The sequence below is a fragment of the Leisingera aquimarina DSM 24565 genome (genome assembly GCF_000473165.1).
Lineage (GTDB): Bacteria > Pseudomonadota > Alphaproteobacteria > Rhodobacterales > Rhodobacteraceae > Leisingera > Leisingera aquimarina.
Genome location: NZ_AXBE01000014.1, coordinates 43,269 through 67,040, shown reverse-complemented (window position 1 = coordinate 67,040; position 23,772 = coordinate 43,269). Strand labels below are relative to the sequence as shown.

The window sequence follows — 23,772 nt, the reverse complement described above, 5'->3', positions numbered from 1 at the left end:
GCTCAGCCCTCCTTTTCAATCTTGGCGAGGCAGTCGCGCAGCGCTTGCCCGTATTCATACTTGGCCGGGCAGGCAAAGCCGACGAGGCCCATGTCCTCTTCGTCCAGCTCCAGCGCACCCAGCGCCTGTGCAGTATCGGTGTCCATCACCAGCAGCGCGCGCAGCAATTGCGTCGGCAGGTAGTCCTGCGGCATCAACTGCTCGAACGTGCCGGTGGGCACCATCGCCCGGCGGCCGCCGTTGAGGTTGCTGGTCAGGCCGAACAGCTTGCGCGACAGGGCGGACCCCAGCACCGGCTGCACCGCGTATTTGCCGCCCATGGGGCGGATCCAGCCCAGCGGGATCTGCTTGCGGTCTTCCTCGATCAGGGCGACCTGGCGGGCAAAGCGGCCCAGATAGGCAAACGAACCTGATGCCTGACGGCCCGACAAGATCGAGCCTGAAATCACCCGCACCGGACCGTCTGCAGCAATCTCGCCGCGGGTCAGCTCATCGGTGGAGGCGCCCGCAACGGTACGGACCAGACGGGGCTGGCGCGCAGCAGGACCGGCCAGCGCAACAACAGTGGAGGGATCCAGATGACCGGTCTGCAGCAGGCGGCCAATCGCAATCACGTCCTGATAGGAAATCGTCCAAAGCTCGTCGTCACCCTTCACCGGGTGCAGGAAATGGATGTGGGTGCCGGCCAGACCGCTGGGATGCGGGCCGGAGAACGCGGCAGCCTCGACACCGGCAACATCTGTGCCCGGAATGCTGTCGCCTGCCTTCTGGCACAGGAAGGTAGTGCCTTCGGTCAGCAGAGTCAGCGCCTTCAGACCTGCCGCAAATGCCTCGCCTGCGTCATTAATGATCAACGCGGCATCACCGGCCAGCGGCTCGCTGTCCATCGCAGTCACAAAGATCGCAGCAGGTTTGGAGCCCGGCACCGGCATTTTGGAATAGGGACGGGTGCGGAACGCGGTCCAGAGGCCCGCAGCGCAGAGCTTCTCTGTCAGCCCCTCAGCGGTATCAGCATTGCCAGTCGCGGAGAAATCGACACCTTTGTCTTCGGCATCGGAAACCGCGATCACCACGCTTTCCAGAACCCGGCGCGCACCTCGGTTGATCGCCACGACCTTGCCGGTCATCGGCGCGACCATCATCGCGTCTTCGGCATCCTTGTGGCAGAACAGCGGAGTTCCGCGCTGGACCTCCTCGCCTTCCTGCACCAGCATGCGGGGTTTCAGGCCCAGATAATCGGGGCCCAGAACCGCCACCGAAGTGATGCCCGGGCCGGGGTGAATGGTCTGTTCCGGCGCGCCTGTCACCGGCAGATCCAGCCCCTTCCTCAAGTTAAATGTCTTCATATTTGCGCTACGTCCTTGTGAGGCCGATTCCCGTGGCGGTACTTATCTGTTTCCGGCGGCGGAGACAAAGAAAACGCAAGTTACGGTCGCTTTTGACTCTTCACCAGCCGGGTCCGGCCCTGTTTGATCGGGCGCACTCGAATCAAATTTGCCGCCGAATGGCAAGGCCGGCCCCCTGCTTGCCGGGAAGATTCCTCCGTGATCGCAGCTTCTAAGCCAGAATGCCGCATCCCTGGCCTGCCAATACGTCAGATGCGCCACCCGGAAGCGGCAATCGCGCACCCTGCCTGTGGACAAAACACCCCGGCAAAGCAGGGCTTGCCGGGGCAGTTCAATGTGATGGCGCTAACGCCTGCGGCAGCCTGCATGTGATTCGCGACAGGCCTGCGGATTTTGCGCTGATCTCACGCTTCCCAGACCGCCTCCCGCGCGCCCATCAGATCGCGGTCAACGGTGATCCCAAGCCCCGGCGCATCCGGCACCAGCACGCCGCCGTCCTTGACCGGCGCGTCGAATTCCGCGGTTCTCAGCGTCACCATATCGCGGCAGTCCAGAATGCAGCGCAAGGACCGCTCCGGCACCGTCGCACCCAGATGGGCGATGGCGGAAAACGCCACGGCCGAACCGACCGTATCCTGCACACTGACCGTAGCACCGGCAGCCAGGCACATGTCCCGGTGCCGCCGCCCATGGGTCAGCCCGCCCGCCTTGGAGATCTTCAGGCCGATGCCGTCGGCCACGTCCTCCGCCAGCATCAGCGCAATATCCTCATCCTGCTGCACCAGCTCATCCAAGATGATCGGCACCGTGCAGCGCTTGCGCAGCGACAGGGTCTCGCGCCAGGTCTTGCAGGGCGCCTCCAGCACGAAATCCAGCCCCTCGGGCAGCATCCGCAGCATCCTGAGCGCGGTTTCCGGCGTCAGCCCGCCATTGGCATCGACCAGAAAGAACTCCCCCGGCTGCCCGTCGGCCAAGGACGCGCGGATGCGCTCGGCGTCCAGCGCCGGGCCGCCTTCGCTGTCCATGGCGCCGATCTTCACCGAATGGCCCAGATAGCCCATCTCGCGATGCTGCGCGACGCGGGCGCGCATATCCTCGGGTGTGCCTGCATAGATTGAGGAGATCACCGGCAGGCGTTTGCCGGTTGAGCCGCCCAGCAGTTCGCACACCGGCATGTTCACCGATTTGCCGAACAGGTCCCAGCAGGCGAGGTCTATTGCGGATTTTGCGTGGTTGTGGCCGACCAGCGCCTCGTCCATCGCTTCGTTGATGCGGTCCATCTGCCGCGGGTCGCGGCCCAGAAGATAGGGCGCGATCTCGGCAATCCCGGCCCGCGCACCCAAAGCGTGCGATGCAATATAGGTGGACCCGAACGGGGTGCTCTCGCCCCAGCCCTCCAGCCCGGTGTCGGTGGTGATCCGCACAAAAGACGCATCAAAGCTGCGGTATTCCCGCCCGCCTGACAGCGTGTAGGTGCCGCCGGAATAAGGCAGGTCCAACTGGTACAGCTCGATCTTCTTGATCTTCACGCCGAAACCTCCGGGATCATCAGCACCAGTTTTCCTGCGTGCTTCTTGCTCAGAAAGTCCGCCTGCGCGGCGGCGATCTCAGCCAGCGGATAGGTCTTGGCGACCAACGGACGGATTTCACCGGCTTCGATGTAGGAAATCAGATTGGCAAACACTTCATCCTCCTGAAAGGTGCAGCCCATCAAGGTCAGGTCCTTGAGGTAGAGCGTGCGCACGTCGATCTCGCTGATCGGCCCGGCGATGGCGCCGGCGGTGGCATAGCGCCCGCCGCGCCGTAAAACGTCCAGAAAAGCCGGCCACTGCGGGCCAGCCACCAGATCGACCACCACGTCGACCGAGCCTTCGCCCAATTCGCCGCACAGATCGGCGTTGCGGTCGATGACACGGTCCGCGCCAAGCGCCAGAACTTCATCCGCCTTGGCAGACGAGGACAGCGCGATCACGGTGGCGCCGCGGCGCTTGGCCAGCTGAACGGCAGCGGAACCCACGCCGCCGGAGGCGCCGGAGATCAGCACGGTTTCGGCACCCAGACCAACCCGGTGCAGCATGTTCTCCGCCGTCGAGTAAGCGCAGGGGATCGAGGCCAGCTCCGCATCGGACCAGTCGCATTTCACCGCATGGGTTTCGCGCGCAGGCGCCACCGCGAATTGGGCAAAGCCGCCGTCGCATTCGCTGCCGAAGGTCCAGCATTCATAGGGGCGGTAGTCGACGTAGGAGCGCAGCATGTTGCGCACCAGAACCCGCTCGCCGATGCGGGACGGGTCAACCCCCTCCCCCGCCGCCGCGATGTGCCCGCAGGCATCCGCTCCCTGGATGCGGGGAAACTCCAGCGGCTTGCCGGACCAGCTGGCATCGCCGTCATCGACGCTGTCAAACCCGGTGGCGCCGCCCGCATTGGTATCCGCATCCACCGCCTTGGAGTACCAGCCGATGCGGGTATTGATGTCGGTGTTGTTGATGCCTGCGGCCGCGATGCGGATCAGCACCTCGCCGGCCTTGGGCTGCGGCACCGGCACATCGGTGCGGTAGTCCAGTTTGCCGATGCCGCCGTGGCCGGTCAGCAGGACCGCCGCCATTTTGCTGGGGATCATTCTTATTACTCCCTTTGGAATTAGATTGGCCGGCCCTCCCCTGCCGGCCAAAACAGGCCGCTGTCCCCGCGGGGGCAACCGCCTGAAACTTGTGTCACGGCTCCAGCGGATGCGCCCGGCCACGCTCCGCCAGCCGCCGGTTCAGCTCCTTGGCCTCCGGCAGCCCGCCCTCCAGTGCAAAGACAAAGGCGTGGGTCAGGTAGAAACAGGCAGCGTCGATGTTGCCTGCCTCCTCAGCTCTGTCACCGGCCAGCGTGTAAAGTCGCACCAGCGCCACGCTGTCCTTGTCTTCATGCGCCTTCAGCAAGGCGCGGTCGAGGTCTGCGCGATCCATCCATCAGCCCTTCAGCGAGATCGCGATGTTCTTGGTGCGAACGTAATTGTAAAGCGCCTCCAGCCCCTTCTCGCGGCCGAAACCGGATTTACCGACCCCGCCGAACGGGGTGGAAATGCCGCCCGCGAACCATTCGTTCACAAACACCTGCCCCGCGCGCAGACGGTTGGCGACGCGGTGCGCACGAGCAAGGTCACGGGTGAAGACGCCACCCACCAGCCCGAACTCGGTGCCGTTTGCCATGGCAATCGCTTCCGCCTCGGTATCGAAGGGCGTGAAGCAGGTGACGGGACCAAAGATTTCTTCCTGCGCGACGCGGGATGCGGGGTCCACGTCTGCAAGGATGGTCGGCGCCATGAAATAGCCGTCACGCTCCAGCCGGGCACCCCCCGAAGCCGCACGGGCGCCGCTTTGGCGGGCGGTGGCCACCAGGGTTTCGATACCGTCCAGCTGGCGCGCCGATATCACCGGGGTCAGGCCCGGGTTTTCCAGCCCGTGGCCGACGCTGAGGCCATTTGCCAGCGCGGCGGCGCGCTCCACTGCTTCCTTATAGATCGAGCGGTGCACAAGCACCCGCGACATCGCAGAACAGACCTGACCAGCGTTATAGAAGATACCGCTTTGCAGGCTGGACATCAGCGTGTCGAGATTGGTGTCCTCAAACGCCACAGCCGCGGATTTGCCGCCCAGCTCCATCAGCGCAGGCGTCACCGGGCTGGCCGCCGCGCGCAGGATTGCCTGGCCGGTCGGCACCGAGCCGGTAAAGACGATCTGGTCGATTTGGCTGCTTTCCACCAGACGCGCCCCCAGATCGGCACCGATGCCGTTCAGGATCGACACTGTCCCCGCGGGGACATCGGCGCGTTCCAGCGCCACGCCCAGCATCGCCAGCGCCATCGGGTCCAGTTCCGGCGACTTGATGATCACCGAGTTGCCCGCCGCCATCGCAGGCGCCAGCGAGCGTGCGGCAATCGACACAGGGAAGTTCCAAGGCACGATCTGGGCGGAGACGCCATACGGCTCATAGACCGTAAAGTCAGCATAATCGGGGCCAAGCGGGATCGACTTACCTTCGATCTTGTCGGCCATGCCGCCGTAATATTCGAAATACTGCGCGGCCTCTTCGAACTCGTCATGGGCGGCGCTGAGGCTCTTGCCGCTTTCGCGGCACAACAGCTCGGCGCCCTCTTCGGCGATGGTGCGGATTTCAGCCGCGATGCGCTGCATCAGCTGGCCGCGTTTGGCAGGTTTCATACCCGCCAGATCGCCGCGGTCAAAGCTGGCGCGGGCGGCCTCCAGCGCGCGGGCCAGGGTTTCCTCGCCCGCCAGCGCGCAATCCGCCACATGGCTGCCGTTGCCGGGATCTTCGACGGCCATGCGTTTGCCGCCGTCGCCTCCGACCCATTCGCCAGCCAGGAAGTTCCTGGCCAGCCCGTCGTTCAGGAAAGAACTCATGCCGCGCGACCTTTGGTCACCTGATCGGCCACCCAGGCGTGGAAGTTATGGGTCGGCCCGTCCATCGCCGGCGAAAAACGCCCGCCGTCGAACAGCTCACCGTGGCGGCCCTTCTGCATGCCCTCGACGACAAAGACGTCTTCCTCGAACACGGTCTTCCACAGTTTGGCGTTCTCGTCGCGCAGCTGTTCCAGGTCCGGCGTGTCGTCGGCGGATTTGGAATAGTAGAGCTCGATGTGCTCAACGGTGTTTTCGGTGTCGACCGGCTCAAGGATGATGGCAAAGGCATGGTCGCGCTGCACACCCAGCAGCACGTTCGGGTAGACGGCCACATATTCGCCGCCCTCGTCCCATTTGCTGCTGAGACCCTCGAAATCCGGGAACATCTTGCCATCTTCGCCCTTCATCTGGCGGTAAACCAGGGTGCCCTGGCCGGAATAATGCCCTGGCACCTCGATGTTGTAATGGTCTTCCAGGCGCGAATAGCTGTTCAGCCCCGGATGCACCCACGGCAGGTGATAGCTTTCGCAGTAGTTTTCGACCGCCAGCTTCCAGTTGGTTTTGACTTCCAGCTGGAAGCCCGAGGTTTCGCCGCCGTGATGCACCGGGGTTTCGAATTCTTTCCAGCGTTCAAGCAGGCCGGCGTGAGCGTCCTCAAACTCGGGCGCGTTGCCGTCGACATTGGCAAAGATCACGTCGCGCCAGACGTAAGAACGGATGCGCACCAGGCCCAGCTCGTCCAGCTTGATGTCTTCATGCTTGTTGTTGCCGGGGCCGCCAACATGCGGGGTCGAGACCAGACGGCCGTTCAAGCCATAGCACCAGCTGTGATAGGGGCAGCGGATGGCACCGCGGATCTTGCCGGGCTTTTCAACCAGAATCATGCCGCGGTGGCGGCAGGTGTTCTGGAACACGCCAACGGCGCCGTCGGTATCGCGCACGATCAAGAGCGGCATTCCGAGGAAATCCACCGGCTTAGCATACCCCGGTTCCGGCACATCCTTGCCAAAACCGATGCCGGACCAATTGGCAAACAGCACCGAGCGTTTCTCTTCGGCAAAGACGGCGGGGTCGATGTAATGGGCGTTCGGCAGGCCGTTGGCCACGTTGACCGGAGCCATCACCGGGGCAAGCGAGTCATGCTTGTTCATCTGGGTCTCTCCAAACCTGGGTAAAGATGTGCGCGTTGTGCGCCATTGAAGGCAGAGAGGGGTTTCACTCAATATCAGAAAACTTCGCGCTGGCCTTAGCTGGATTCACCTGAGCTTCGACTGACCTCGTCAATCACCCAATTGCGAAGCATTCGGGCAGATTCCGACATTTCCGCATCCGGGCGGCCCACCACATGGAACCCATGCGGTGCGGCCAGAACATGCGGCCCGATCGGCACCAGCTGACCCGTGGTCAGCAGGGGGTTCAGCAGCCGCTGCCACCCCAGCGCCAGCCCGGCCCCGTCCTGTGCTGCCTGCAGCGCAACCGAGTAGTTGTTGACCCGCACGCCCGGTGCAATCGGGCCGTCATAGCCCTGCTGCTGAAACCAATCGGCCCAGGTGGTCCAGCTTTTGTCGTCGGATTCCAGATGTAGCAGCCGCTGCTGCGCCAGCTCCTCCAGCGGGCAGCCGGTCAGATTTTCCGCCAGCCCGGCATTGCCGACCGGCACCAGATGATCGCGGTACAGCTCGGTCTGCTGCAGCCTTGTGTCACGTTCGCGCCCGTAGCGGATATAGAAATCCACATCGGGCATGCTGCGCAACGGCCGGTCGTTGACGATCTGATTGACGTTCACATCCGGATGCCGGCGCCAGAACCGCACCACTGAGGGCGACAGCCACAGCGAGGCCACAGCAGAGGTGGAGCCGATAGTCACGGTGTCGCCGGTATGGCGGTCGCGGATGGTTTTCAGGTTAAGCGAGATTTTCGAGAAGGACGTTGCCAGCGTATCAAACAGTGCCTCGCCCTCCTGGGTCAGCTCCACGCCGCGGTGTTTGCGCTGGAACAGCGGCACCTGCAGTTCCGCTTCCAGTGCTTTCACCTGATGGCTGACGGCGCCGGGGGTGACGGACAGTTCCTGAGCGGCGTTCTTGAAGCTGAGGTGCCGGGCAGCGGCCTCAAATGCAGCCAGGGTGGTGAGCGGCGGCAGGTTGTAATGGCGGCGGGACATCTGCGGCTCCTGGCATATGGCTCGGATGAAAGGGCTTCATTTCAATATGGGAAATACTGCTTTGAACACCAGCAAAGATTTCGCCCTGCGCCTGCCGTTTCCCTGCAAGGGAAACGGCCATGAAAAATCGATTTTTCATAGCCGGAAACCGCGCCGGTTTCCGGCGCCCCTAGTCGATCCGGCCGCGTTGCAGCATCGGCGTCACGCTGAAGGCGGCCTTGTACACCCGCGAGAAATGACCCGGGCTGTCAAAGCCGCAGGACAGCGCCACCTCGGTCACCGAGGCCTCGGTCTGGATCAGCAGGTTGCGGGCGCGCTCCAGCCGCATTTCCATCGAATATTTCTTGGGCGAGGTGTTCAGGTATTTGCCGAACAGCCGCTCCAGCTGGCGGGTGGAAATGCCGATATCCTCGGCAATCAGCGCCGGCGAGATGGGATCGCTGATATGGTCGTGCATCATCTGGATTGCCCGTGCCAAATGCCGGTTGCGCATACCATTGCGCGATTGCAGCGAAACCTTCTGCTCGGCTGTTGCGTTGCGCACCGCATTATAGACCATCTGATCCGCCACCGCGACGGCCAGGTCGTAGCCGTGATCGCGCTCGATCAGATGCAGCATCAGGTCCGCCGTGGCGGTGCCGCCGGAGGCGGTCATGTGCTTTTCGTCTGCCACAAAAACGCTGCGCACCAGGTTCACCTCGGGAAAGCCTTCCATGAAACTGTCGTGGTATTCCCAGTGGATCGCCGCCTGCATGCCATTGAGGAACCCGGCCTCGGCCAGCACCCAGGCGCCGGAACACAAGGCGCCGATCCGGGTGCCCCGCGCCCGTTCACGACGCAAGGCGGCCAGCAGCGGCCGGGTCACATGGCTGCGCATGTGGATCCCGGACAGGGCAAACAGCTGATCGCATTTCGGGATCGCATCAAACCCGTAATGCACCAGCGTCACCGATCCGTTGGAACAGGTCGCGGTCTCGCCGTTCTCCGAGCCAAATGACCAGTCAAACAAGTCCTGACCGCTGACCAGATTGGCGATCCGCAGGGGTTCCACTGCGCAGGAAAAGGCGAGATGCGAGAATTCCTCGACCAGAAGAAAGGCAAAATGCTGGGTTTTGGACATAGTGGGACCGCCTGACAAGAAACGCGCGGGACCGCCTTGTGGATCACAGCCCTGCAGCCCGGTCAGGCTAAGCCCCCTGCCCCGTCCGCCGCAAGCTGCTGTACTGCGCAAAGCGCCCGCGAACTGCACACATCACATTTTTTCTGTGTACACAATATGTATTTTTATGCCATAGAGACCGCGACCCGAAGAATCCCACCCGCATCAGCGGCAGGAGAAAGACCCATGAAAGACGCCTCCAAGACCCGCAAGGCAGCGCTGCACAGCCGTCTCAAGGCGGCCATCATGACGCTGGAGCTGCGCCCCGGCGCTGATCTGGACGAGGCAAAGCTGTCCGAGGACACCGGCCTGTCGCGCACCCCCTTGCGCGAAGTGCTGCGCCAGCTGGCAGGCGAGGGCTATGTGGATCTGCGCGAAAACCGCGGTGCGCGGGTCAGCGAGATGTCGCATATGACCCTGCGCGATTTTTTCCTGGCCGCCCCGATGATCTATGGCGCGGTGCTGCAGCTGGCCGCCAAACACGCCACACCCGCGCAGATCGAGGTGCTGAAGGCCGCACAGGAGGACTTCAAATCCGCCCTGCGCAGCGGCTCCAGCGCTGAGCGGGCGATGGCCAACAACCGCTTTCACGAAGTGACCGGCGAAATGGCGGACAATATCTATCTGCTGCCCTCGTTTCAGCGGCTGTTGATTGACCACGCCCGCATCTCGATGACCTTTTACCGGCCGCAAAGCGCCGAGATGGCCGAAAACGTCTCAGAGGCCAGCGCCCAGCACGACGCCATCATTGCCGCCATCGAGACCGGCAATGAGACGGCGGCGGCGCAGCTGGCGATTGATCACTGGAATCTGTCACGCGACCGGATCGAACTGTTTGTCATGCCTGCGGGGCTTGATGTGCCGCTCGGCACGGTAACCCGCAAAACCCCTGCATAGAGGACCCCGAATGACCCCCCTGTTTAGTTTCAATGGGATCTACACCCCCGTGGTGACCCCCCATTTCGAGGATGGCAGCGTCAATTGGGACGCGCTGGCCGAGGTGATCGAATATCTGGTTGAAAACGGCGTGCATGGCCTGATCTCCGGCGGCTCGACCGGTGAGAATTATGCCCAGACCGTCGAGGAACGGCTGGAGCTGGCGAAGTTCACCCATGAACAGCTGAAAGGCCGCCTGCCCTTGGTGGTCGGCACCGGCGCGATGCTGACCGGCGATTCCGTCGCGCTGGCCGCGGGCGCCAAGGAAATCGGCGCCGACTGCATTCTGCTGGCCTCGCCGCCCTATTCCGTTCCGACCGACCGCGAAAACGCACTGAATGCCCTTGCGATCGACAAGGCCGCCGATCTGCCGGTGATGCTGTACAACTACCCGCACCGCACCGGCACCATGATGGGCGAGGAGTTCCTGGACCGGGTGGGCCGCAGCCGCAATTTCTGCGGCATCAAGGAAAGCTCGGGCGATATCAACCGGGTGCACCTGCTGGCGCGGGACTATCCGCATATCCAGCTGGGCTGCGGCATGGATGATCAGGCGCTGGAATTCTTTGCCTGGGGCGCACCCTTCTGGGTCTGCGGCGGGTCGAACTTCCTGCCGGCCGAACATGTGGCGCTGTATAACGCCTGCGTGGTGGAGGGGAACTACACCAAGGGCCGCCGCATCATGTCGGCAATGATGCCCCTGATGCATGTGCTGGAGCAGGGCGGCAAGTTCATCCAGACCATCAAACACGGAGTCACCCTGAACGGCATCGCCGCCGGCGCCATGCGCGCACCGCTGAAGGGGCTGAACAAGGACGACAAACGCGCATTGGAACAGGTTGTGCGGGTGCTGAAACAGAAAATTGCCGACATTCAGGCGGAGGGCTGAGCCATGACATTGCTGACCCAGGACGAATACAAATCCATCGCCGCAGGGCTGGCCCTTCCCACCGGCGCCTTTATCGACGGCAAATTCCGCCCGGCGGCCTCGGGCAACACCTTTGCGACCGTGAACCCTGCGACCGGTGAAAAACTGGCTGAAATCGCGGCCTGCGGTGCCGAGGACGTTGATTTCGCGGTTGAAAAGGCCCGCGAAGCCTTTGACGATGGCCGCTGGTCCCGTCTGCACCCGTCAGAGCGCAAGGACGTGCTGATCCGGCTTGCCAAACTGATGACCCGCAATGCGCGGGAACTGGCGGTGATGGAGAGCATCGACAGCGGCAAGACCATCTATGACTGCGAAACCGTTGATGTGCCGGAGACCATCCACTGCATCAAATGGCACGCCGAGGCGATCGACAAGATCTATGATCAAGTGGCGCCTACCTCGGATGATCACATCGCCATGGTGGTGCGTGAACCCATTGGTGTTGTCGGCCTGGTGCTGCCCTGGAACTTCCCTCTGCTGATGCTCGCCTGGAAGATCGGCCCGGCGCTGGCCGCGGGCTGCTCCGTAGTCGTGAAACCGGCAGCCGAGACCACCCTGACCGCCCTGCGGGTGGCGGAATTGGCAATGGAAGCCGGCCTGCCGCGCGGTGTCTTGAACATCGTGCCCGGCGGCGGCGCTGACGTGGGCGAACCGATTGGCCGCCATATGGACATCGACATGGTGTCCTTCACCGGTTCCACCGTGACCGGCAAACGGTTCCTGTCTTATTCGGCCGAAAGCAACGCCAAAGAGGTCGTGCTGGAGATGGGCGGCAAGAACCCCGCCATTGTGATGGACGACGCCGAAAACCTGGACCGCGTCGCATCGCATGTGGTGAACGGCGCCTTTTGGAACATGGGCGAGAACTGCTCCGCCGCCTCGCGGCTGATCGTGCATAAGGATGTGAAGGCGGAGCTATTGGAACGCATCACCCATCACACCAAGCAATGGAACATCGGCGATCCGCTGGACCCTGAAGTCCGCATGGGCGCGCTGGTCAGCCAGGCGCATTTCGACAAGGTCTGCGGTTATCTGGAGCAGGCGGACACCGTGGTTCTGGGCGGCAAGGCGCATGACGGTGCCTTTGTCGAAGCCACCGTGATCGAGGTGCCGGGCAATGATGCGGTGCTGGCGCGCGAAGAGATTTTCGGCCCAGTGCTGTCGGTGATCGAGGTTTCTGGCTTTGACGAGGCCATCCGCATCGCCAATGACACGGATTACGGCCTCTGTGCCTCGATCTTCACCGCCAACGCCAAACGCGCGATCCGCGGCGCCCGCGCCATCCGGGCGGGCACGGTGACGGTGAACAGCTTTGGCGAGGGCGATATCTCCACCCCCTTCGGCGGCTACAAGCAATCGGGCTTTGGCGGCCGCGACAATTCGGTCCATGCCCACGACCAGTACACCCAGCTGAAAACCATCTGGATCGACTTGGCCGACGACGCAGACGAGGCCGTGGATTGAGCACGTACACCGCCAAACGCCTGCCCCGGCAGACTGCGGCGGCAGGGTGGAATGCCATCCTGCCGCCGCAAGACCCACTGCCGGTGCTGGAACAGGATCTGACCGCCGATGTCACCATCATCGGCGGCGGGTTCGCCGGGCTGTCCGCCGCCCGCCGCCTGCATCAGCTGGACCCGTCGCTGAAAGTCGCAGTGCTGGAGGCCGGTAAATTCGCCGAAGGCTCAGCCGGGCGCAATTCCGGCTTCATGATCGATCTGCCGCATGATCTGGCCTCCGACAATTACGCCGGCGACGCATTGGACGCGGACCGCGCCGCTATTGCCATGAACCGCCAGGCCATCCGTTTTGCCAAGGGCATCGCCGAAGACTGCGCGCTGCCGCAAGAACTTTTTGATCCTGCGGGTAAAATCAACGCTGCGGCCACCCGCGCAGGCGACCGGCACAACCGCGATTTCGCCGCCCATCTGAAACGGCTGGACGAGCCGCATACGTTATACAGCCAAGCGGAGATGCAGGCGCTGACAGGCAGCCCGCATTACACATCCGGCCTTTATGCGCCGGGGACGGTGATGATCCAGCCCGCGGGCTACATCCGGGCTTTGTCGGCGCATCTGGCCGGGCAAATCAGAGTGTTTGAAAACACCCCTGCCACGGGGTTTGAGAAACAGGGTAATGGCTGGGTTGTCGCAACCCCCAAGGGCCGCATCAGCACCGGCCGGATTATCCTGGCCAATAACGGCCATCTGGAAAGCTTCGGCTTTTACCAGCGCCGCCTGATGCACATCTGCCTTTATGCCTCGATGACAGAACGCCTGACGCCGGAGCAGATCAAGCGCTTGGGCGGCGAGGCGCGCTGGTCGGTGACACCATCGGACCCGGTCGGCACCTCGGTGCGGCGGATTTCCGGCTCTTACGGCGACCGCATCCTGATCCGCACCTGCGCCAGTTTTCACCCCACGATCGAGACCAGCCGGATGCGTCTGCGCAACGCCGGCTGGGTGCATGACCGCAAGTTCCGCGAACGCTTTCCGCATCTGGAGGACGTGCGGATGGAGCACCGCTGGGCCGGGATGCTGTGCCTTAGCCGCAACGGGTCTGCAGCGTTTGGCGAGCTGGACCACGGTGTCTATTCCGCCTGCTGCCAGAACGGCCTCGGCATTGCCCGCGGCACGTTGCAGGGGATGGGCGCGGCCGAGCTTCTGCTGCAGGGCGGATCGGATATCGCCAGCCATTTTCTGGCCCAGCCGGAGCCGCCGAAACTGCCGCCGGAGCCCTTTGCCTCGCTTGGGGCCAATACTTATCTGATGTGGAAGGAATGGCGGTCCGGGAAGGAATAAGGGTTTGGGGGCGCTGCCCCCGGCCTGCGGCCTCCCCCGGAGTATTTTTGCAAAGATGAAGGGGATTTGGGCCATGGAGGCCCGGATCCCATGGCTTCAAGGCAGGCTCAGCTTGGCCATGCGGCCGCCATCGACGGTATAAACCTGCCCGGTGATGAAACCGGCATCCGTTGACGCGAGGAAGGCCACCAGTGCCGCCACTTCCTGCGGCCTGCCGGTGCGGGCGACCGGGTGGATGCCCGCGATATCGCGGCGAAAGGCGCCGGGGTCGGGCATGCCTTCGATGAAATCCAGATTCAGGTCCGTGTCGATCCAGCCCGGCGCCACCGCGTTGCAGCGGATGCCTTCAGGCCCGTGATCCACTGCCACTGCACGGGTCAGGCCGTGCAGACCTGCCTTGGAGGCGCAATAGGCGGCGTGGCCGGGGTTGCTGCCCAGACCCTCGATCGATCCTGTATTGACGATGCTGCCGCGGGATTCGCGCAGGTGCGGCAGAGCCGCCTGGATCATCAGGAAGGGAGCCGTCAGGTTCACCGTCAGATTGCGCTGCCAGTCGGCGAGGGTCATATCCTCGACGCTGGCCTCCTGCATCATGCCGGCGTTGTTGACCAGCACATCCAGCCCCCCTGCCCTGCTGACGACGTCTGTCACCACTTGTGCGGGGCTGTCCGGAACAGTGAAATCCGCCGGGATCGCCTCAAATTCGGCATCCTCACCGCGCTGTGCGGTGAAAACGCGGGCGCCTTCGTCGCGCAGACGGCGGGCGATGGCCTGGCCGATGCCGCTGCGGCCGCCGGTAACAAGCGCAACCTTGCCTTCGAACCGGCTCATGACACCGGTTTCCCGCCGTTGACCTCAACCAGCGCGCCGCACATGTAACGGGCAGCGCCTGAAGCCAGGAACAGGATCACATCGGCGATGTCTTCCGGCTCGGCAATGCGGCCCAGCGGCACGGATTTGCCCAGCTCCGCCACCGCGGAATCTGGATCAAAGCCGCGTTTGGCAAAGCCTGAGCGCAGCATCGGCGTGTTCACCTCGTTCGGGCAGACCGCGTTGATGCGGATGCCCTGATGGGCGTGATCCATGCCCATGCATTGGGTCAGCGAGGCAATCGCCGCCTTGGTCATGCAGTAGAGCGCGTGGTTCGGCCCCGGGGCCTTGCCGCCCCAGCAGGACGCGGTGTTGACGATGGCGCCGCCGCCGGTTTCAGCCATCAGCGGGATTGCGGCGCGGCAGATGCGGAAGGGAGCCTCGACGTTCACACCCATCGACAGGTCCCAGTCGGCATCCGACGTGTCCGTCACCGGGCCGCGGGTGATGACGCCGGCGTTGTTGATGACGATGTCCAACCCGCCAAGCGCGTCAAACGCCGCTTGCGGCAGCGCATTGGCATAGTCCGCATCAAGCAGGTCGCCCGGCAGATGCGCATCCGCCTCAATGCTGCTGGTATCGCGGTCGGCAACCGCCACCTTGGCACCCGCGGCCCGCAGGCGCTGGACGATTGCCGCACCGATACCGCCAGCTGCACCTGTGACCAGCGCGCATTTTCCCTGAAATTCCATAATTCTGTCTCCAATCAGAAGGATGCCACCGGCGCGCCGAACAGGCTTTCGTCCGGGGTGATGCCCAGGCCGGGACCTTGCGGCAGTGCAATATGGCCACCGTCCAGCCGGATACCGTTTTCAGCGTCGTAATGGCCGTCGATGTAGGGGGCTGCAATCCAGACGCCTTCCAGCAGGTCCGGACGCACCGTTGCCCCGATATGGGTGCAGGCGGCGGCCAGAATATCGCCGCCCCAAGCGTCATCGCAGGTATGCGGTATCTGGTTTGCCTCGCAGACATCGCGGAACGCGCGCATGTTCTGCAGACCGCCGATGCGGGTCGCCTTCATGCCGAAGCCATCCGCCTGCCCGCAGCCGATTGCCTCGGTCACGATGGCCAGGTCTTCGGAGGATTCATCCATGTACAGCGGGTGGCACAGCAAGGGCCGCAGTTTCCGGAACTCCTGAAGGGTCTGGCAGGGCTGCTCGATGATCAGTGGAATACCGCTGCAGCCCCGGCTGACGAACTGGGCATCCCGCATTGTCCAGCCGCGGTTGGCATCCAGCGCCAGCCGCATGCCGCTGCCCTGGATCTGCTCCCAGACCTTGTGCGCCACCGCAATGTCAACCTCCGGATCGCGCCCGCCCGCCTTGACCTGAAGGCGGCCGAACCCTTCGGCGCGCTTTTCACGGGCAAGGCGGGCGGCCTCCTCCGGCGTCTCGATCCCGATGGCGTAATACGACGGCACACGGTCTGTGACCGCGCCGCCCAGGAGATCCGCAACCCGCAGCCCCAGATGCTTGCCCAACACGTCATGCAGCGCGATATCAACCGCAGCCTTTGCATAGGAATGCCCCATCAGAAGCGCATTCATCCGCCGGTTCAGCGTCAGCGGCTGGCAGTCCGTTCCGATCAGCCCCGGCGCCATTTCCATCAGCGCTGCGCGCGCACCCTTGCCATGTGCTTTGTCATAAACCGAGCCCAGCGGGCAGGTCTCGCCCCAGCCAGTCAGCCCGTTGTCCGTCACCAGTTTCACCAAGGTTGTATCCAGTGACCAGATCGCCGATGCGGCCATCGTATAGGGGCCGTTCTTAACCGGCAGATCGTGCTGATAAGTATGGATTTCCGCGATTTTCATTTGCTTGCCCTGTTGGAAAAAAGGCCCGCCCTCTATTGCGGGGGCGGGCCAGTTGGGGGGAGGAAATCAGTAGCTCTGGTTCAGCTCATCCGCGGCGGGGATTTCCCGCTCGCGCCGGGCGATGTAGTCGAGCAGTTCTTCGTTCTTCGCCTCGTCCAGCTTCGGTTCCTGGTACTCCGCCAGCAGCTTCTTAGCGCGGGTCAGGGCGCGTTCGGTGATCTCAACGCCGCCCTCGGCCTGCCATTGCTCGATCGAGTTGTTGTCGAACATTTCCGGCATGAAGAACGCCTCCTGGAAGTTTTCCTGCGTGTGCGGGTGGCCCAGGTAGTGGCCGCCGGGGCCAACATCGGGAACAGCCGAGAGCGCCTGGTCGAAGTCGTGCCATTTCGGCCCTTCCGCCATCCGGTAGGCCATCGCGCATTGCTCGGCGTCGACGATGAACTTGGCGACGGAACAATGCATCCCGGCCTCGTTCCAGCCCGCCGAATGCCAGACATAGTTGGCGCCCGCATGCATCACCGCCTGCAGGGTGGTGGCGGATTCGTACCCCGCCTGCGCGTCAAACGTTTTGGCGCCGCCCAATGTGTTGGAGGTCCTCCAGGGCACGCCATAGTACCGCGCCATCTGGCCGATCATAAAGTTCATCAGGCTGATTTCAGGCGTGCCGGCCATCGGCGCGCCGGATTTCATGCTGACGGTGGACAGGTAGTGGCCATAGATCGCAGGCGCGCCCTTGCGGATCACCTGCGTATAGGCCAGCGCCGACAGCGCCTCGGCGTTCAGCTGCGCCACCGTGGCGGGCACCGACGCCGGGGTGTTGGCGCCGCCCAGCACAAAGGGTGAGCACAGAACCGGCTGGTTGCGGCGGCAGAAGGCGCGCATGGCGCCCAGCATGGTTTCGTCCCAGACCAGCGGCGAGTTGCCGTTGCAATTGCCGGTGGTGACCGGGTTCTGGTCGATGAAATCGGCGCCGAACAGGATCGCGCACATGTCCAGCACATCCTCGGCGTTCTTTGGGCTAGTGGTCATGCCCATAAACGTCTTGTCCGAGTATTTCATCGACGAATAGGTGATGCGCAGGTGCCGCTGGCTGATCGGGTGATCATAAGGTTCTACGATGTGATGCGCCGAAGAATGCAAGGACGGCATCATATGCGCCAGCTTGTGGAACATCGCCAAGTCGTCCAGCATCGGGTTCCGGCGCACGTCGTCAAGATCGCGCAGAAAAGGCGCGCCGGTCATCGGCACAAAAATCGAATGCTTGCCGCCCAGACGCACGCTCTTTTGCGGATCGCGCGCGTGATAGGTGAAATCGCTGGGGATGGTGGCGATCAGCTCGCGCACCAGACCGCGGTCCAGATAGACCAGCTCGCCCTCAACCTTGGCGCCGGCGCGTTTCCAGTCCTCCAGCGCAATCGGGTCGCGGAATTGGACACCCACGTTTTCCAGAATATCCATCGAGGCGTTGTCGATCATCTCAACCTGGGCGCCGTCCATCACCTCGCACAGGGGGATATTGCGGGTGAGGCCCGGCAGCATGTCGAATTTGGGTGCTGTGCGCAGGGCGCGGCGGGCGTTGCGGCCGCCGGAGCGGGCGCGGGGGGCAGTGGCTTGCTCAGTCATGGCAGGGGTCTCCTTTGGCGGAGAGTTTCACCTAATGAATGCGGTTTCACCTGCAGGATTACGAAATACGGTTGCAAAAACCGACACTCCATCCAGGGGAACCGGCTTGTACCTTGTTCCATTTGCAAAGTACGGCTATGGGGCGTTCCCACATCGGTGCTGAGGCCGCACAGCAGCATAATAGACCCTAAGTAGAGCCTGTTTCGGTCTATTTCTGGAGAAATCGCTGAACTGCAGCGACTCACCCGCTGCGCCCCACTGCGGATCATGTACACTGAGGGCGGAGTAACACGCTTCTTCTTGGATAGCTCCTACCCCTAAATTATAGTATTTTATTTCAACAACTTAGAGCAAAATCTCAGGCAGAACGCGCCGCACGGGTGCAACTCCGGAACCCCGCCTGCAACCTGTAAACGAAGGAATCTATTGCAAAACACTGTTCGCATTGCGTATAGAAACGATAAATAAAGCGCTGACGCAAAACAGCGTTACTATCGAGAGGGCAGCAGTTGGCAGTAGCACTCCACATCAATCAGCGAATCCGCGAGAACGCGGAAAGCCTCAGTGCGGCCCTCGAAAGCCACATGCTGGCGAGTTTTGCGCCGGATGCAAGGAAGGAATTGCGCCTGTTCAGCGCGGGCGAGGCGGCAGAGATGCTGGGCATTTCCTCCAGTTTCCTGCGCAAGCTGCATTTTGACGGTAAGTTCCCCGAGGTTCACACCACGCCAGGCGGGCGGCGCCACTATTCCGCCGCCGATCTGTTGGAAATGCGCAAGATCCTGGATGCCGCGGCCAAGACGCCCGGCACCTACCTGCGCGGCCGCCGCGACGGCGACAAGGTGCAGGTGCTGTCGTTCCTGAACTTCAAGGGCGGATCGGGCAAGACCACGTCATCGATTCATACCGCGCAACGGCTGGCCTTGAAAGGCTACCGGGTGCTGGCGGTGGATATCGACCCGCAGGCGTCGCTGACGACGCTTTTCGGCTATCGGCCCGAGGTCGATTTCCTTGAAACAGGGACGATTTATGACGCAATCCGCTATGAAGACCCCCTGCCCCTGCGCCAAATCATTCAGCAGACCTATTTCAGCGGTCTGGATCTGGCCCCCGGCGGGCTGATCCTGCAGGAATTTGAGCACGAGACCCCGCAGGCGCTTCTGAACAACGTTCAACCTGCATTTTTCTCGCGCATGGCCGCAGCGCTCGAGGAGGTCGAGAAGGATTACGACGTGATCATCTTCGACTGCCCGCCGCAGCTGGGCTATCTGACCATGTCGGCGCTCTGTGCCTCGACTGGCGTGATCATCACCGTGGTGCCGAACATGCTCGACATCGCCTCAATGTCGCAGTTCCTGCAAATGTCAGCCGAACTGCTGGATGTGGTCTCGAATGCGGGCGCCGCGCTTGAGTTTGATTTTCTTCGCTTCCTGATCAACCGTTACGAGCCAAACGACGGCCCGCAGCAACAGGTCGTTGCCTTCATGCGGCAGCTGTTCGGCGAGGAAGTCATGGTCGCGCCGATGCTGAAATCCACCGCGATTTCCGACGCGGGGCTGACCCAGCAGACGGTCTATGAGGTCGAAAGATCCCAGTTTCACAGGTCAACCTATGACCGTGCGGTCGATTCACTGAATCAAGTTAACGATGAAATAGAATCGCTCCTTCAACACGCATGGAGGCGTTGATGGCACGCAAAGGCATTCTCAGCACAGCCCTGAACAGCCCCGCAGCATCCGCTGGCGGGCCGAAACCCAAAATGATGCCGCGCGGCGCGGTCGGGGCGCTGCAATCCTCGCTCAGCAAGCTGCAGGAAAGCGCAGTGCAGGAGATCGACACTGCGTTGATCGACGATGCGGGCTATGAGGACCGCCTGGGCATGGACGGGGTGGCTTTCAACCAGTTGAAGGACAGCCTGCAGACCTATGGCCAGCAGGTGCCGGTGCTGCTGCGCCCGCACCCCAAGACACAAGGGCGGTTCGAAATCGTCTATGGCCGCCGCCGCCTGAAGGCGCTGCGCGAGCTGGGCCTGCCCGTGAAGGCGATGGTGCGGCAGCTGGATGATCATGCGCTGGTGATGGCCCAGGGCCAAGAGAACACCTCGCGCCAGGATCTCAGTTTCATTGAAAAAGCCGCCTTTGCGGCGCAGCTCCAGGCAGATGGCTATGGACGGCAGACAATTGCCGCGGCGCTGTCGATCGACCTGCCGATGGTGTCGCGGATGCTCAAGGTTGGCACGGCCTTTGATTTGCCCTTCCTGCGGACGATCGGTTCAGCCCCCGGCATTGGCCGCGACCGCTGGATGATGCTGGTCAAACTGTTCGACGATTCCGCAGCACGGGCCCGGGCGATCACCAGAACAAACCGGCCCGACTTTACGACCTATGACTCCGACGGGCGGTTCGAGGCCGTTCTGAAACATGCCCGGAACGTGCCGCAGGAACCGAAACCCGCCCCTGCCCCGCCGAAGACCCGTGGCCTGCCCGGCAGCGGCGGCGCTGAGGTTGCAGGTATCAGGTCCACCGCCAAAGGCATTACCCTGACGATCTCTGCCAAGGACGCGCCTGGCTTTGACGCTTGGTTCGACGCCCATGCAGAAGAGATCATGGAAGAGCTTCACGGCCGCTGGCAGCAAGACCAGCCCGAGCAGCCGGAAGACTGAGCAAGAGCAGAAACACTAAGGACAGGAGGCACGTAAACAGGCAAAAGAAAAGCCCCCCAGGACATTACATCCCAGAAGGCCGTTCTCAGATTTAGCACCTTTGGAATAGCCCTTCAGACTCGTTACTGTCAACTCCATGCGCCGCATGGGGGCGGGAATTCTTTGTCTTTCGTGAAAATAACATGGAACAGACGTCCCAAATCGCATTTGGGCGGCAGGATCCGTGCGGCCGGCTGGCAGGTACTCACGACAAGTGGGACCTTCTGGCTGCGCTGACGCACGCCGCCGCGGAATTTGAACTGAGCCACCGCACCCTTGGCGTGCTGAAGGCATTGCTGACCTTTTTCCCGGACCGGGCGCTGCCTGCGGAACCGGGCAGCGCCATTGTATTCCCGTCGAACCGCAAGCTGATGGAGCGGTTGAACGGGATGCCCGAGAGCACCCTGCGCCGCCACCTGGCCGCCCTCACCAAGCTGGGAATTGTCAGCCGGAAGAACAGTCCCAACCGCAAACGCTATGCCCGGCGCACGGGCGATGACATGCCGCTCGCCTTTGGCTTTGATCTGTCGCCCCTCGCCTGCCATGCCTGCCAGATCTTTGATGCGGCGCTGGATGCCAAAGCCCGTGCCGAGCATTTGGCGGTGCTGCGCGACCGGGTTGCCGTGTTGCGGCAAGAACTTCTGGAACTGGCAGATGGCACGGCAGAGGTGCTGCTGGAGACTGTGCGCAAACTGTTGCGCCGCAAGCCCTGCGAAGCCGAATTGACCCAGGCGGCCCAAACGCTGCGCAGTGAAATTGCCAGCCGTACACCCGAAGAATCCCCGCGGGCCGCTAAGCTGCCTGCACGCATTTTGAGCGGCCCCGGCAGCCAGAATGAGCGGCACATACAGGATTCAATAAAAAAAGATTCTGACTCTGAAGGGGCGCAGGCCGGACAGCCCTCCAAACAGCCTGCGCGTTCAGCCGCTGAGGACAGCAAGGCAGAGAAAAACAGCGAACTGGCCACCGTCCTGCGTGCCTGCCCGGAAGTGCAAACCTACTATCCTGACCGGTTGCGCAGCTGGCAGGATGCCGACCGCATAGCCGAGAAGATTTCACCGATGATCGGTATCGAGATGCCTGTGCTCAGCGACGCGCGCGCAGCGATGGGCCGCAAGGAGGCCGCAACCGCGGTTATGTGCATCCTGGAGAAACTCAGCACCATCCGCAGTCCCGGCGCCTATCTCCGGCGACTGGCGCAGAAGGCGCGTACCGGTCAATTTTCTACTGCGCCAATGCTGAATGCGCTGCTGCAGACAGGCCACCGGGCGAAAATTGTCAGCTGACAATTTTTTTGGAGCATAGGGGGGGTCTTTGGCAGCTCAGGCCCGGATCGGTTCTCTGTCTGCTGCGGAAACTCCGCCAGACAGTTCGCTAGGGAACGGCTTGCATCGATGCCTCGGAGCATAGTTGTCAGCTGACAACTATTGCCCGCCGCTGAAATTCACGGCAAAGCCGGAGGCCGGCAGCGGGGTGTTTCCTGGCATAGACGGGCCCTATCTTTCCGGTCCCGGCCCGGACGCCGCTGCAGAAATTGTCAGCTGACAATTTCTAATCTGCCGCATTGCTACGGCAAATCAATCCATTGCTTTCGCCACCGCAGGATGACCACAGTGACGGGGTCTTTACAGCAAAAGGAACACGCCGCACCATGCTCACTATCCTGCGCAACCGGACTTACCGGCATCTGTTCCTGGCCCAGATCGTGGCCCTGACCGGCACCGGGCTGGCGACCGTGGCGCTTGGCCTTCTGGCCTTTGACCTGGCAGGTGAGCGCGCCGGGCTGGTTCTGGGCACTGCGCTGACGATCAAGATGGTGGCCTATGTTACCGTCGCCCCGGTTGCCGCTGCCTGGGCCCAGCAGGTGAACCGGCGAAGGATGCTGATCGTGCTGGACCTGGTGCGGATGGCGGTCGCCGTTTGCCTGCCGTTCGTCAATGAGATCTGGCAGGTCTATGTGCTGATCTTTGTGCTGCAATCAGCCTCCGCCGGGTTTACGCCTGCCTTCCAGGCGTCGATCCCCGATGTGCTGACACAGGAGAAGGATTACACTCAGGCGCTGTCCCTGTCGCGGATGGCTTTCGAGCTGGAAAGCCTGGTCAGTCCGATGCTGGCCGCTGCACTGCTGCTGCTGGTGAGCTCCTCGACGCTGTTCTGGGGCACTGCCGCTGGGTTCGCGGGATCAGCGCTGCTGCTGTTCTCCATCGTGCTGCCTTCGCCTAAGCCGTCCGCGCCGCGCCCGGTGTACGAGCGGACCACCCGGGGGATCCGGAATTACCTGAAAACGCCGCGGCTGCGCGGGCTGCTGGCGCTGAACTGGGTGGTTTCCGCAATCGGGTCGATGGTGATCGTGAATACCGTGGTGCTGGTGCGCGCGGAACTGGAGCTGCCGGAAAGCTCGGTTGCGCTGACGCTGGCTGCGTTTGGCGGCGGCTCGATGCTGTCGGCTATGCTGCTGCCGCGCCTGCTGGATCGGATCAGCGACCGGACGGTTATGCTGGCGGGGGCGGGTTTGGGTATTGCTGCGCTGGCGGGTTTGTCGCTGGCTGCCTTTGCGGCGCCGCTGACATATGCACGGCTGGCAATTGCATGGGCCGTGATCGGCGCCGGCTATTCTGCCATTCTGACACCGTCAGGGCGGTTGCTGGCGCGCTCAGCCCATGCAGAGGACCGGCCCGCGATCTTTGCCGCACAGTTCACTCTGTCACATGCCTGCTGGCTGCTGTTCTACCCGCTGTCGGCCTGGCTGATGGCCGCCTGGGGCGGGGGAGCGGCGATGCTGGCCCTGGCTCTGCTGGCAACCGCCGGGCTGATCGCCGCGCACCGCCTGTGGCCAGCGGACAGCGCATCCCCAGTTGCGCATAGCCACCCCGATCTGCCGCCGGATCATCCGCATCTGCAGAGCGGCCACCCGCATGTGCATCCGATCATCATCGATGATCTGCACCCGCGGGTCCCGCATAGTGAGGGTAGATAGGGCAGGAGAGCTGCCATACTTTATGCCTAGACATAATCACCTATTTCAGTAGTT

The 23,772-nt window shown here is 62.8% G+C and carries 20 protein-coding genes; 8 read left to right on the top strand and 12 right to left on the bottom strand.

All coding sequences use genetic code 11. The annotated features are described in order from the left end of the window. Positions 1 to 2: 2 nt before the first annotated feature. The 8 genes from AQUI_RS0103230 to AQUI_RS0103195 form a co-directional block, all read right to left on the bottom strand. The gene (locus AQUI_RS0103230; protein ID WP_027256215.1) at positions 3 to 1,346 is read right to left on the bottom strand and encodes a Na(+)-translocating NADH-quinone reductase subunit A; all 1,344 of its coding nucleotides are present in this window, start codon (positions 1,344 to 1,346) and stop codon (positions 3 to 5) included. 404 nt (positions 1,347 to 1,750) lie between these two features. Continuing rightward, a complete protein-coding gene (locus AQUI_RS0103225) occupies positions 1,751 to 2,875 on the bottom strand; it encodes a mandelate racemase/muconate lactonizing enzyme family protein (RefSeq protein WP_027256214.1) in 1,125 nt (374 codons plus the stop codon). After that, positions 2,872 to 3,966, bottom strand: coding sequence for an alcohol dehydrogenase family protein (locus AQUI_RS0103220; RefSeq protein WP_035919752.1), 1,095 nt, complete (start codon positions 3,964 to 3,966; stop codon positions 2,872 to 2,874). The genes AQUI_RS0103225 and AQUI_RS0103220 overlap by 4 nt, the downstream gene beginning before the upstream one ends. Positions 3,967 to 4,060: 94 nt before the next feature. Further along, a complete protein-coding gene (locus AQUI_RS0103215) occupies positions 4,061 to 4,300 on the bottom strand; it encodes a hypothetical protein (protein WP_027256212.1) in 240 nt (79 codons plus the stop codon). Between the two features lie 3 nt (positions 4,301 to 4,303). After that, positions 4,304 to 5,755 carry an aldehyde dehydrogenase family protein gene (locus AQUI_RS0103210; protein WP_027256211.1) on the bottom strand — a complete coding sequence of 484 codons (1,452 nt, stop codon included), beginning with the start codon at positions 5,753 to 5,755 and terminating at the stop codon, positions 4,304 to 4,306. Further along, complete coding sequence (locus AQUI_RS0103205) at positions 5,752 to 6,906, bottom strand: aromatic ring-hydroxylating oxygenase subunit alpha (protein WP_027256210.1); 1,155 nt, start codon at positions 6,904 to 6,906, stop codon at positions 5,752 to 5,754. Before AQUI_RS0103205 ends, AQUI_RS0103210 begins: the two co-directional genes overlap by 4 nt. Positions 6,907 to 7,001: 95 nt before the next feature. Then, entirely contained in the window at positions 7,002 to 7,916 is a 915-nt protein-coding gene (locus AQUI_RS0103200; protein WP_027256209.1) for a LysR substrate-binding domain-containing protein, read from the bottom strand. Between the two features lie 169 nt (positions 7,917 to 8,085). After that, on the bottom strand, positions 8,086 to 9,036 hold the full coding sequence (locus AQUI_RS0103195) for a GlxA family transcriptional regulator (RefSeq protein ID WP_027256208.1): 951 nt from the start codon (positions 9,034 to 9,036) through the stop codon (positions 8,086 to 8,088). Positions 9,037 to 9,261: 225 nt separating this feature from the next. Between AQUI_RS0103195 and AQUI_RS0103190 the strand changes: the two genes are divergently transcribed. From AQUI_RS0103190 to AQUI_RS0103175, 4 genes are read left to right on the top strand one after another with little or no spacing between them, the layout of a single operon-like run. Beyond that, a complete protein-coding gene (locus tag AQUI_RS0103190; protein WP_027256207.1) occupies positions 9,262 to 9,972 on the top strand; it encodes a GntR family transcriptional regulator in 711 nt (236 codons plus the stop codon). 10 nt (positions 9,973 to 9,982) lie between these two features. Further along, positions 9,983 to 10,900, top strand: a complete 918-nt coding sequence (locus AQUI_RS0103185; RefSeq protein WP_027256206.1) for a dihydrodipicolinate synthase family protein — start codon at positions 9,983 to 9,985, stop codon at positions 10,898 to 10,900. Positions 10,901 to 10,903: 3 nt separating this feature from the next. Then, positions 10,904 to 12,403 (top strand): aldehyde dehydrogenase, encoded by a 1,500-nt coding sequence (locus AQUI_RS0103180; RefSeq protein WP_027256205.1) that lies wholly within the window; start codon positions 10,904 to 10,906, stop codon positions 12,401 to 12,403. Continuing rightward, entirely contained in the window at positions 12,400 to 13,740 is a 1,341-nt protein-coding gene (locus tag AQUI_RS0103175) for an NAD(P)/FAD-dependent oxidoreductase (protein WP_027256204.1), read from the top strand. Before AQUI_RS0103180 ends, AQUI_RS0103175 begins: the two co-directional genes overlap by 4 nt. 96 nt (positions 13,741 to 13,836) lie before the next feature. Here AQUI_RS0103175 and AQUI_RS0103170 read toward each other — a convergent pair whose 3' ends face one another. The 4 genes from AQUI_RS0103170 to AQUI_RS0103155 all read right to left on the bottom strand — a co-directional run bounded on the left by AQUI_RS0103170 (position 13,837) and on the right by AQUI_RS0103155 (position 18,043). Continuing rightward, positions 13,837 to 14,571, bottom strand: coding sequence for an SDR family NAD(P)-dependent oxidoreductase (locus AQUI_RS0103170; RefSeq protein ID WP_027256203.1), 735 nt, complete (start codon positions 14,569 to 14,571; stop codon positions 13,837 to 13,839). After that, a complete protein-coding gene (locus AQUI_RS0103165; RefSeq protein WP_027256202.1) occupies positions 14,568 to 15,302 on the bottom strand; it encodes an SDR family NAD(P)-dependent oxidoreductase in 735 nt (244 codons plus the stop codon). The genes AQUI_RS0103170 and AQUI_RS0103165 overlap by 4 nt, the downstream gene beginning before the upstream one ends. 14 nt (positions 15,303 to 15,316) lie before the next feature. Then, a complete protein-coding gene (locus AQUI_RS0103160; RefSeq protein WP_027256201.1) occupies positions 15,317 to 16,420 on the bottom strand; it encodes a mandelate racemase/muconate lactonizing enzyme family protein in 1,104 nt (367 codons plus the stop codon). A gap of 66 nt (positions 16,421 to 16,486) precedes the next feature. After that, positions 16,487 to 18,043, bottom strand: coding sequence for a trimethylamine methyltransferase family protein (locus tag AQUI_RS0103155; RefSeq protein ID WP_027256200.1), 1,557 nt, complete (start codon positions 18,041 to 18,043; stop codon positions 16,487 to 16,489). Between the two features lie 509 nt (positions 18,044 to 18,552). Between AQUI_RS0103155 and repA the strand changes: the two genes are divergently transcribed. The 4 genes from repA (at position 18,553) to AQUI_RS0103130 (ending at position 23,718) form a co-directional block, all read left to right on the top strand. After that, entirely contained in the window at positions 18,553 to 19,728 is a 1,176-nt protein-coding gene (repA, locus tag AQUI_RS0103150; protein WP_027256199.1) for a plasmid partitioning protein RepA, read from the top strand. Next, positions 19,728 to 20,702, top strand: coding sequence for a plasmid partitioning protein RepB (gene repB, locus AQUI_RS0103145; RefSeq protein ID WP_027256198.1), 975 nt, complete (start codon positions 19,728 to 19,730; stop codon positions 20,700 to 20,702). The genes repA and repB overlap by 1 nt, the downstream gene beginning before the upstream one ends. A 182-nt stretch (positions 20,703 to 20,884) precedes the next feature. Next, entirely contained in the window at positions 20,885 to 22,027 is a 1,143-nt protein-coding gene (gene repC, locus AQUI_RS27105; RefSeq protein WP_051371808.1) for a plasmid replication protein RepC, read from the top strand. 365 nt (positions 22,028 to 22,392) lie between these two features. Continuing rightward, on the top strand, positions 22,393 to 23,718 hold the full coding sequence (locus AQUI_RS0103130) for an MFS transporter (protein ID WP_027256197.1): 1,326 nt from the start codon (positions 22,393 to 22,395) through the stop codon (positions 23,716 to 23,718). Positions 23,719 to 23,772 lie beyond the last annotated feature (54 nt).

Excerpts from the sequence above, each read along its gene's own strand:
- AQUI_RS0103180 (WP_027256205.1), top strand. The coding sequence starts at position 10,904 with ATGACATTGCTGACCCAGGACGAATACAAATCCATCGCCGCAGGGCTG.
- AQUI_RS0103165 (WP_027256202.1), bottom strand. The coding sequence starts at position 15,302 with ATGGAATTTCAGGGAAAATGCGCGCTGGTCACAGGTGCAGCTGGCGGT.
- AQUI_RS0103155 (WP_027256200.1), bottom strand. The coding sequence starts at position 18,043 with ATGACTGAGCAAGCCACTGCCCCCCGCGCCCGCTCCGGCGGCCGCAAC.
- AQUI_RS0103130 (WP_027256197.1), top strand. The coding sequence starts at position 22,393 with ATGCTCACTATCCTGCGCAACCGGACTTACCGGCATCTGTTCCTGGCC.
- AQUI_RS0103200 (WP_027256209.1), bottom strand. The coding sequence starts at position 7,916 with ATGTCCCGCCGCCATTACAACCTGCCGCCGCTCACCACCCTGGCTGCA.
- AQUI_RS0103190 (WP_027256207.1), top strand. The coding sequence starts at position 9,262 with ATGAAAGACGCCTCCAAGACCCGCAAGGCAGCGCTGCACAGCCGTCTC.
- AQUI_RS0103205 (WP_027256210.1), bottom strand. The coding sequence starts at position 6,906 with ATGAACAAGCATGACTCGCTTGCCCCGGTGATGGCTCCGGTCAACGTG.
- AQUI_RS0103230 (WP_027256215.1), bottom strand. The coding sequence starts at position 1,346 with ATGAAGACATTTAACTTGAGGAAGGGGCTGGATCTGCCGGTGACAGGC.
- AQUI_RS0103215 (WP_027256212.1), bottom strand. The coding sequence starts at position 4,300 with ATGGATCGCGCAGACCTCGACCGCGCCTTGCTGAAGGCGCATGAAGAC.
- repB (WP_027256198.1), top strand. The coding sequence starts at position 19,728 with ATGGCACGCAAAGGCATTCTCAGCACAGCCCTGAACAGCCCCGCAGCA.
- AQUI_RS0103220 (WP_035919752.1), bottom strand. The coding sequence starts at position 3,966 with ATGATCCCCAGCAAAATGGCGGCGGTCCTGCTGACCGGCCACGGCGGC.
- AQUI_RS0103195 (WP_027256208.1), bottom strand. The coding sequence starts at position 9,036 with ATGTCCAAAACCCAGCATTTTGCCTTTCTTCTGGTCGAGGAATTCTCG.
- AQUI_RS0103170 (WP_027256203.1), bottom strand. The coding sequence starts at position 14,571 with ATGAGCCGGTTCGAAGGCAAGGTTGCGCTTGTTACCGGCGGCCGCAGC.
- AQUI_RS0103185 (WP_027256206.1), top strand. The coding sequence starts at position 9,983 with ATGACCCCCCTGTTTAGTTTCAATGGGATCTACACCCCCGTGGTGACC.
- AQUI_RS0103160 (WP_027256201.1), bottom strand. The coding sequence starts at position 16,420 with ATGAAAATCGCGGAAATCCATACTTATCAGCACGATCTGCCGGTTAAG.
- AQUI_RS0103210 (WP_027256211.1), bottom strand. The coding sequence starts at position 5,755 with ATGAGTTCTTTCCTGAACGACGGGCTGGCCAGGAACTTCCTGGCTGGC.
- repC (WP_051371808.1), top strand. The coding sequence starts at position 20,885 with ATGGAACAGACGTCCCAAATCGCATTTGGGCGGCAGGATCCGTGCGGC.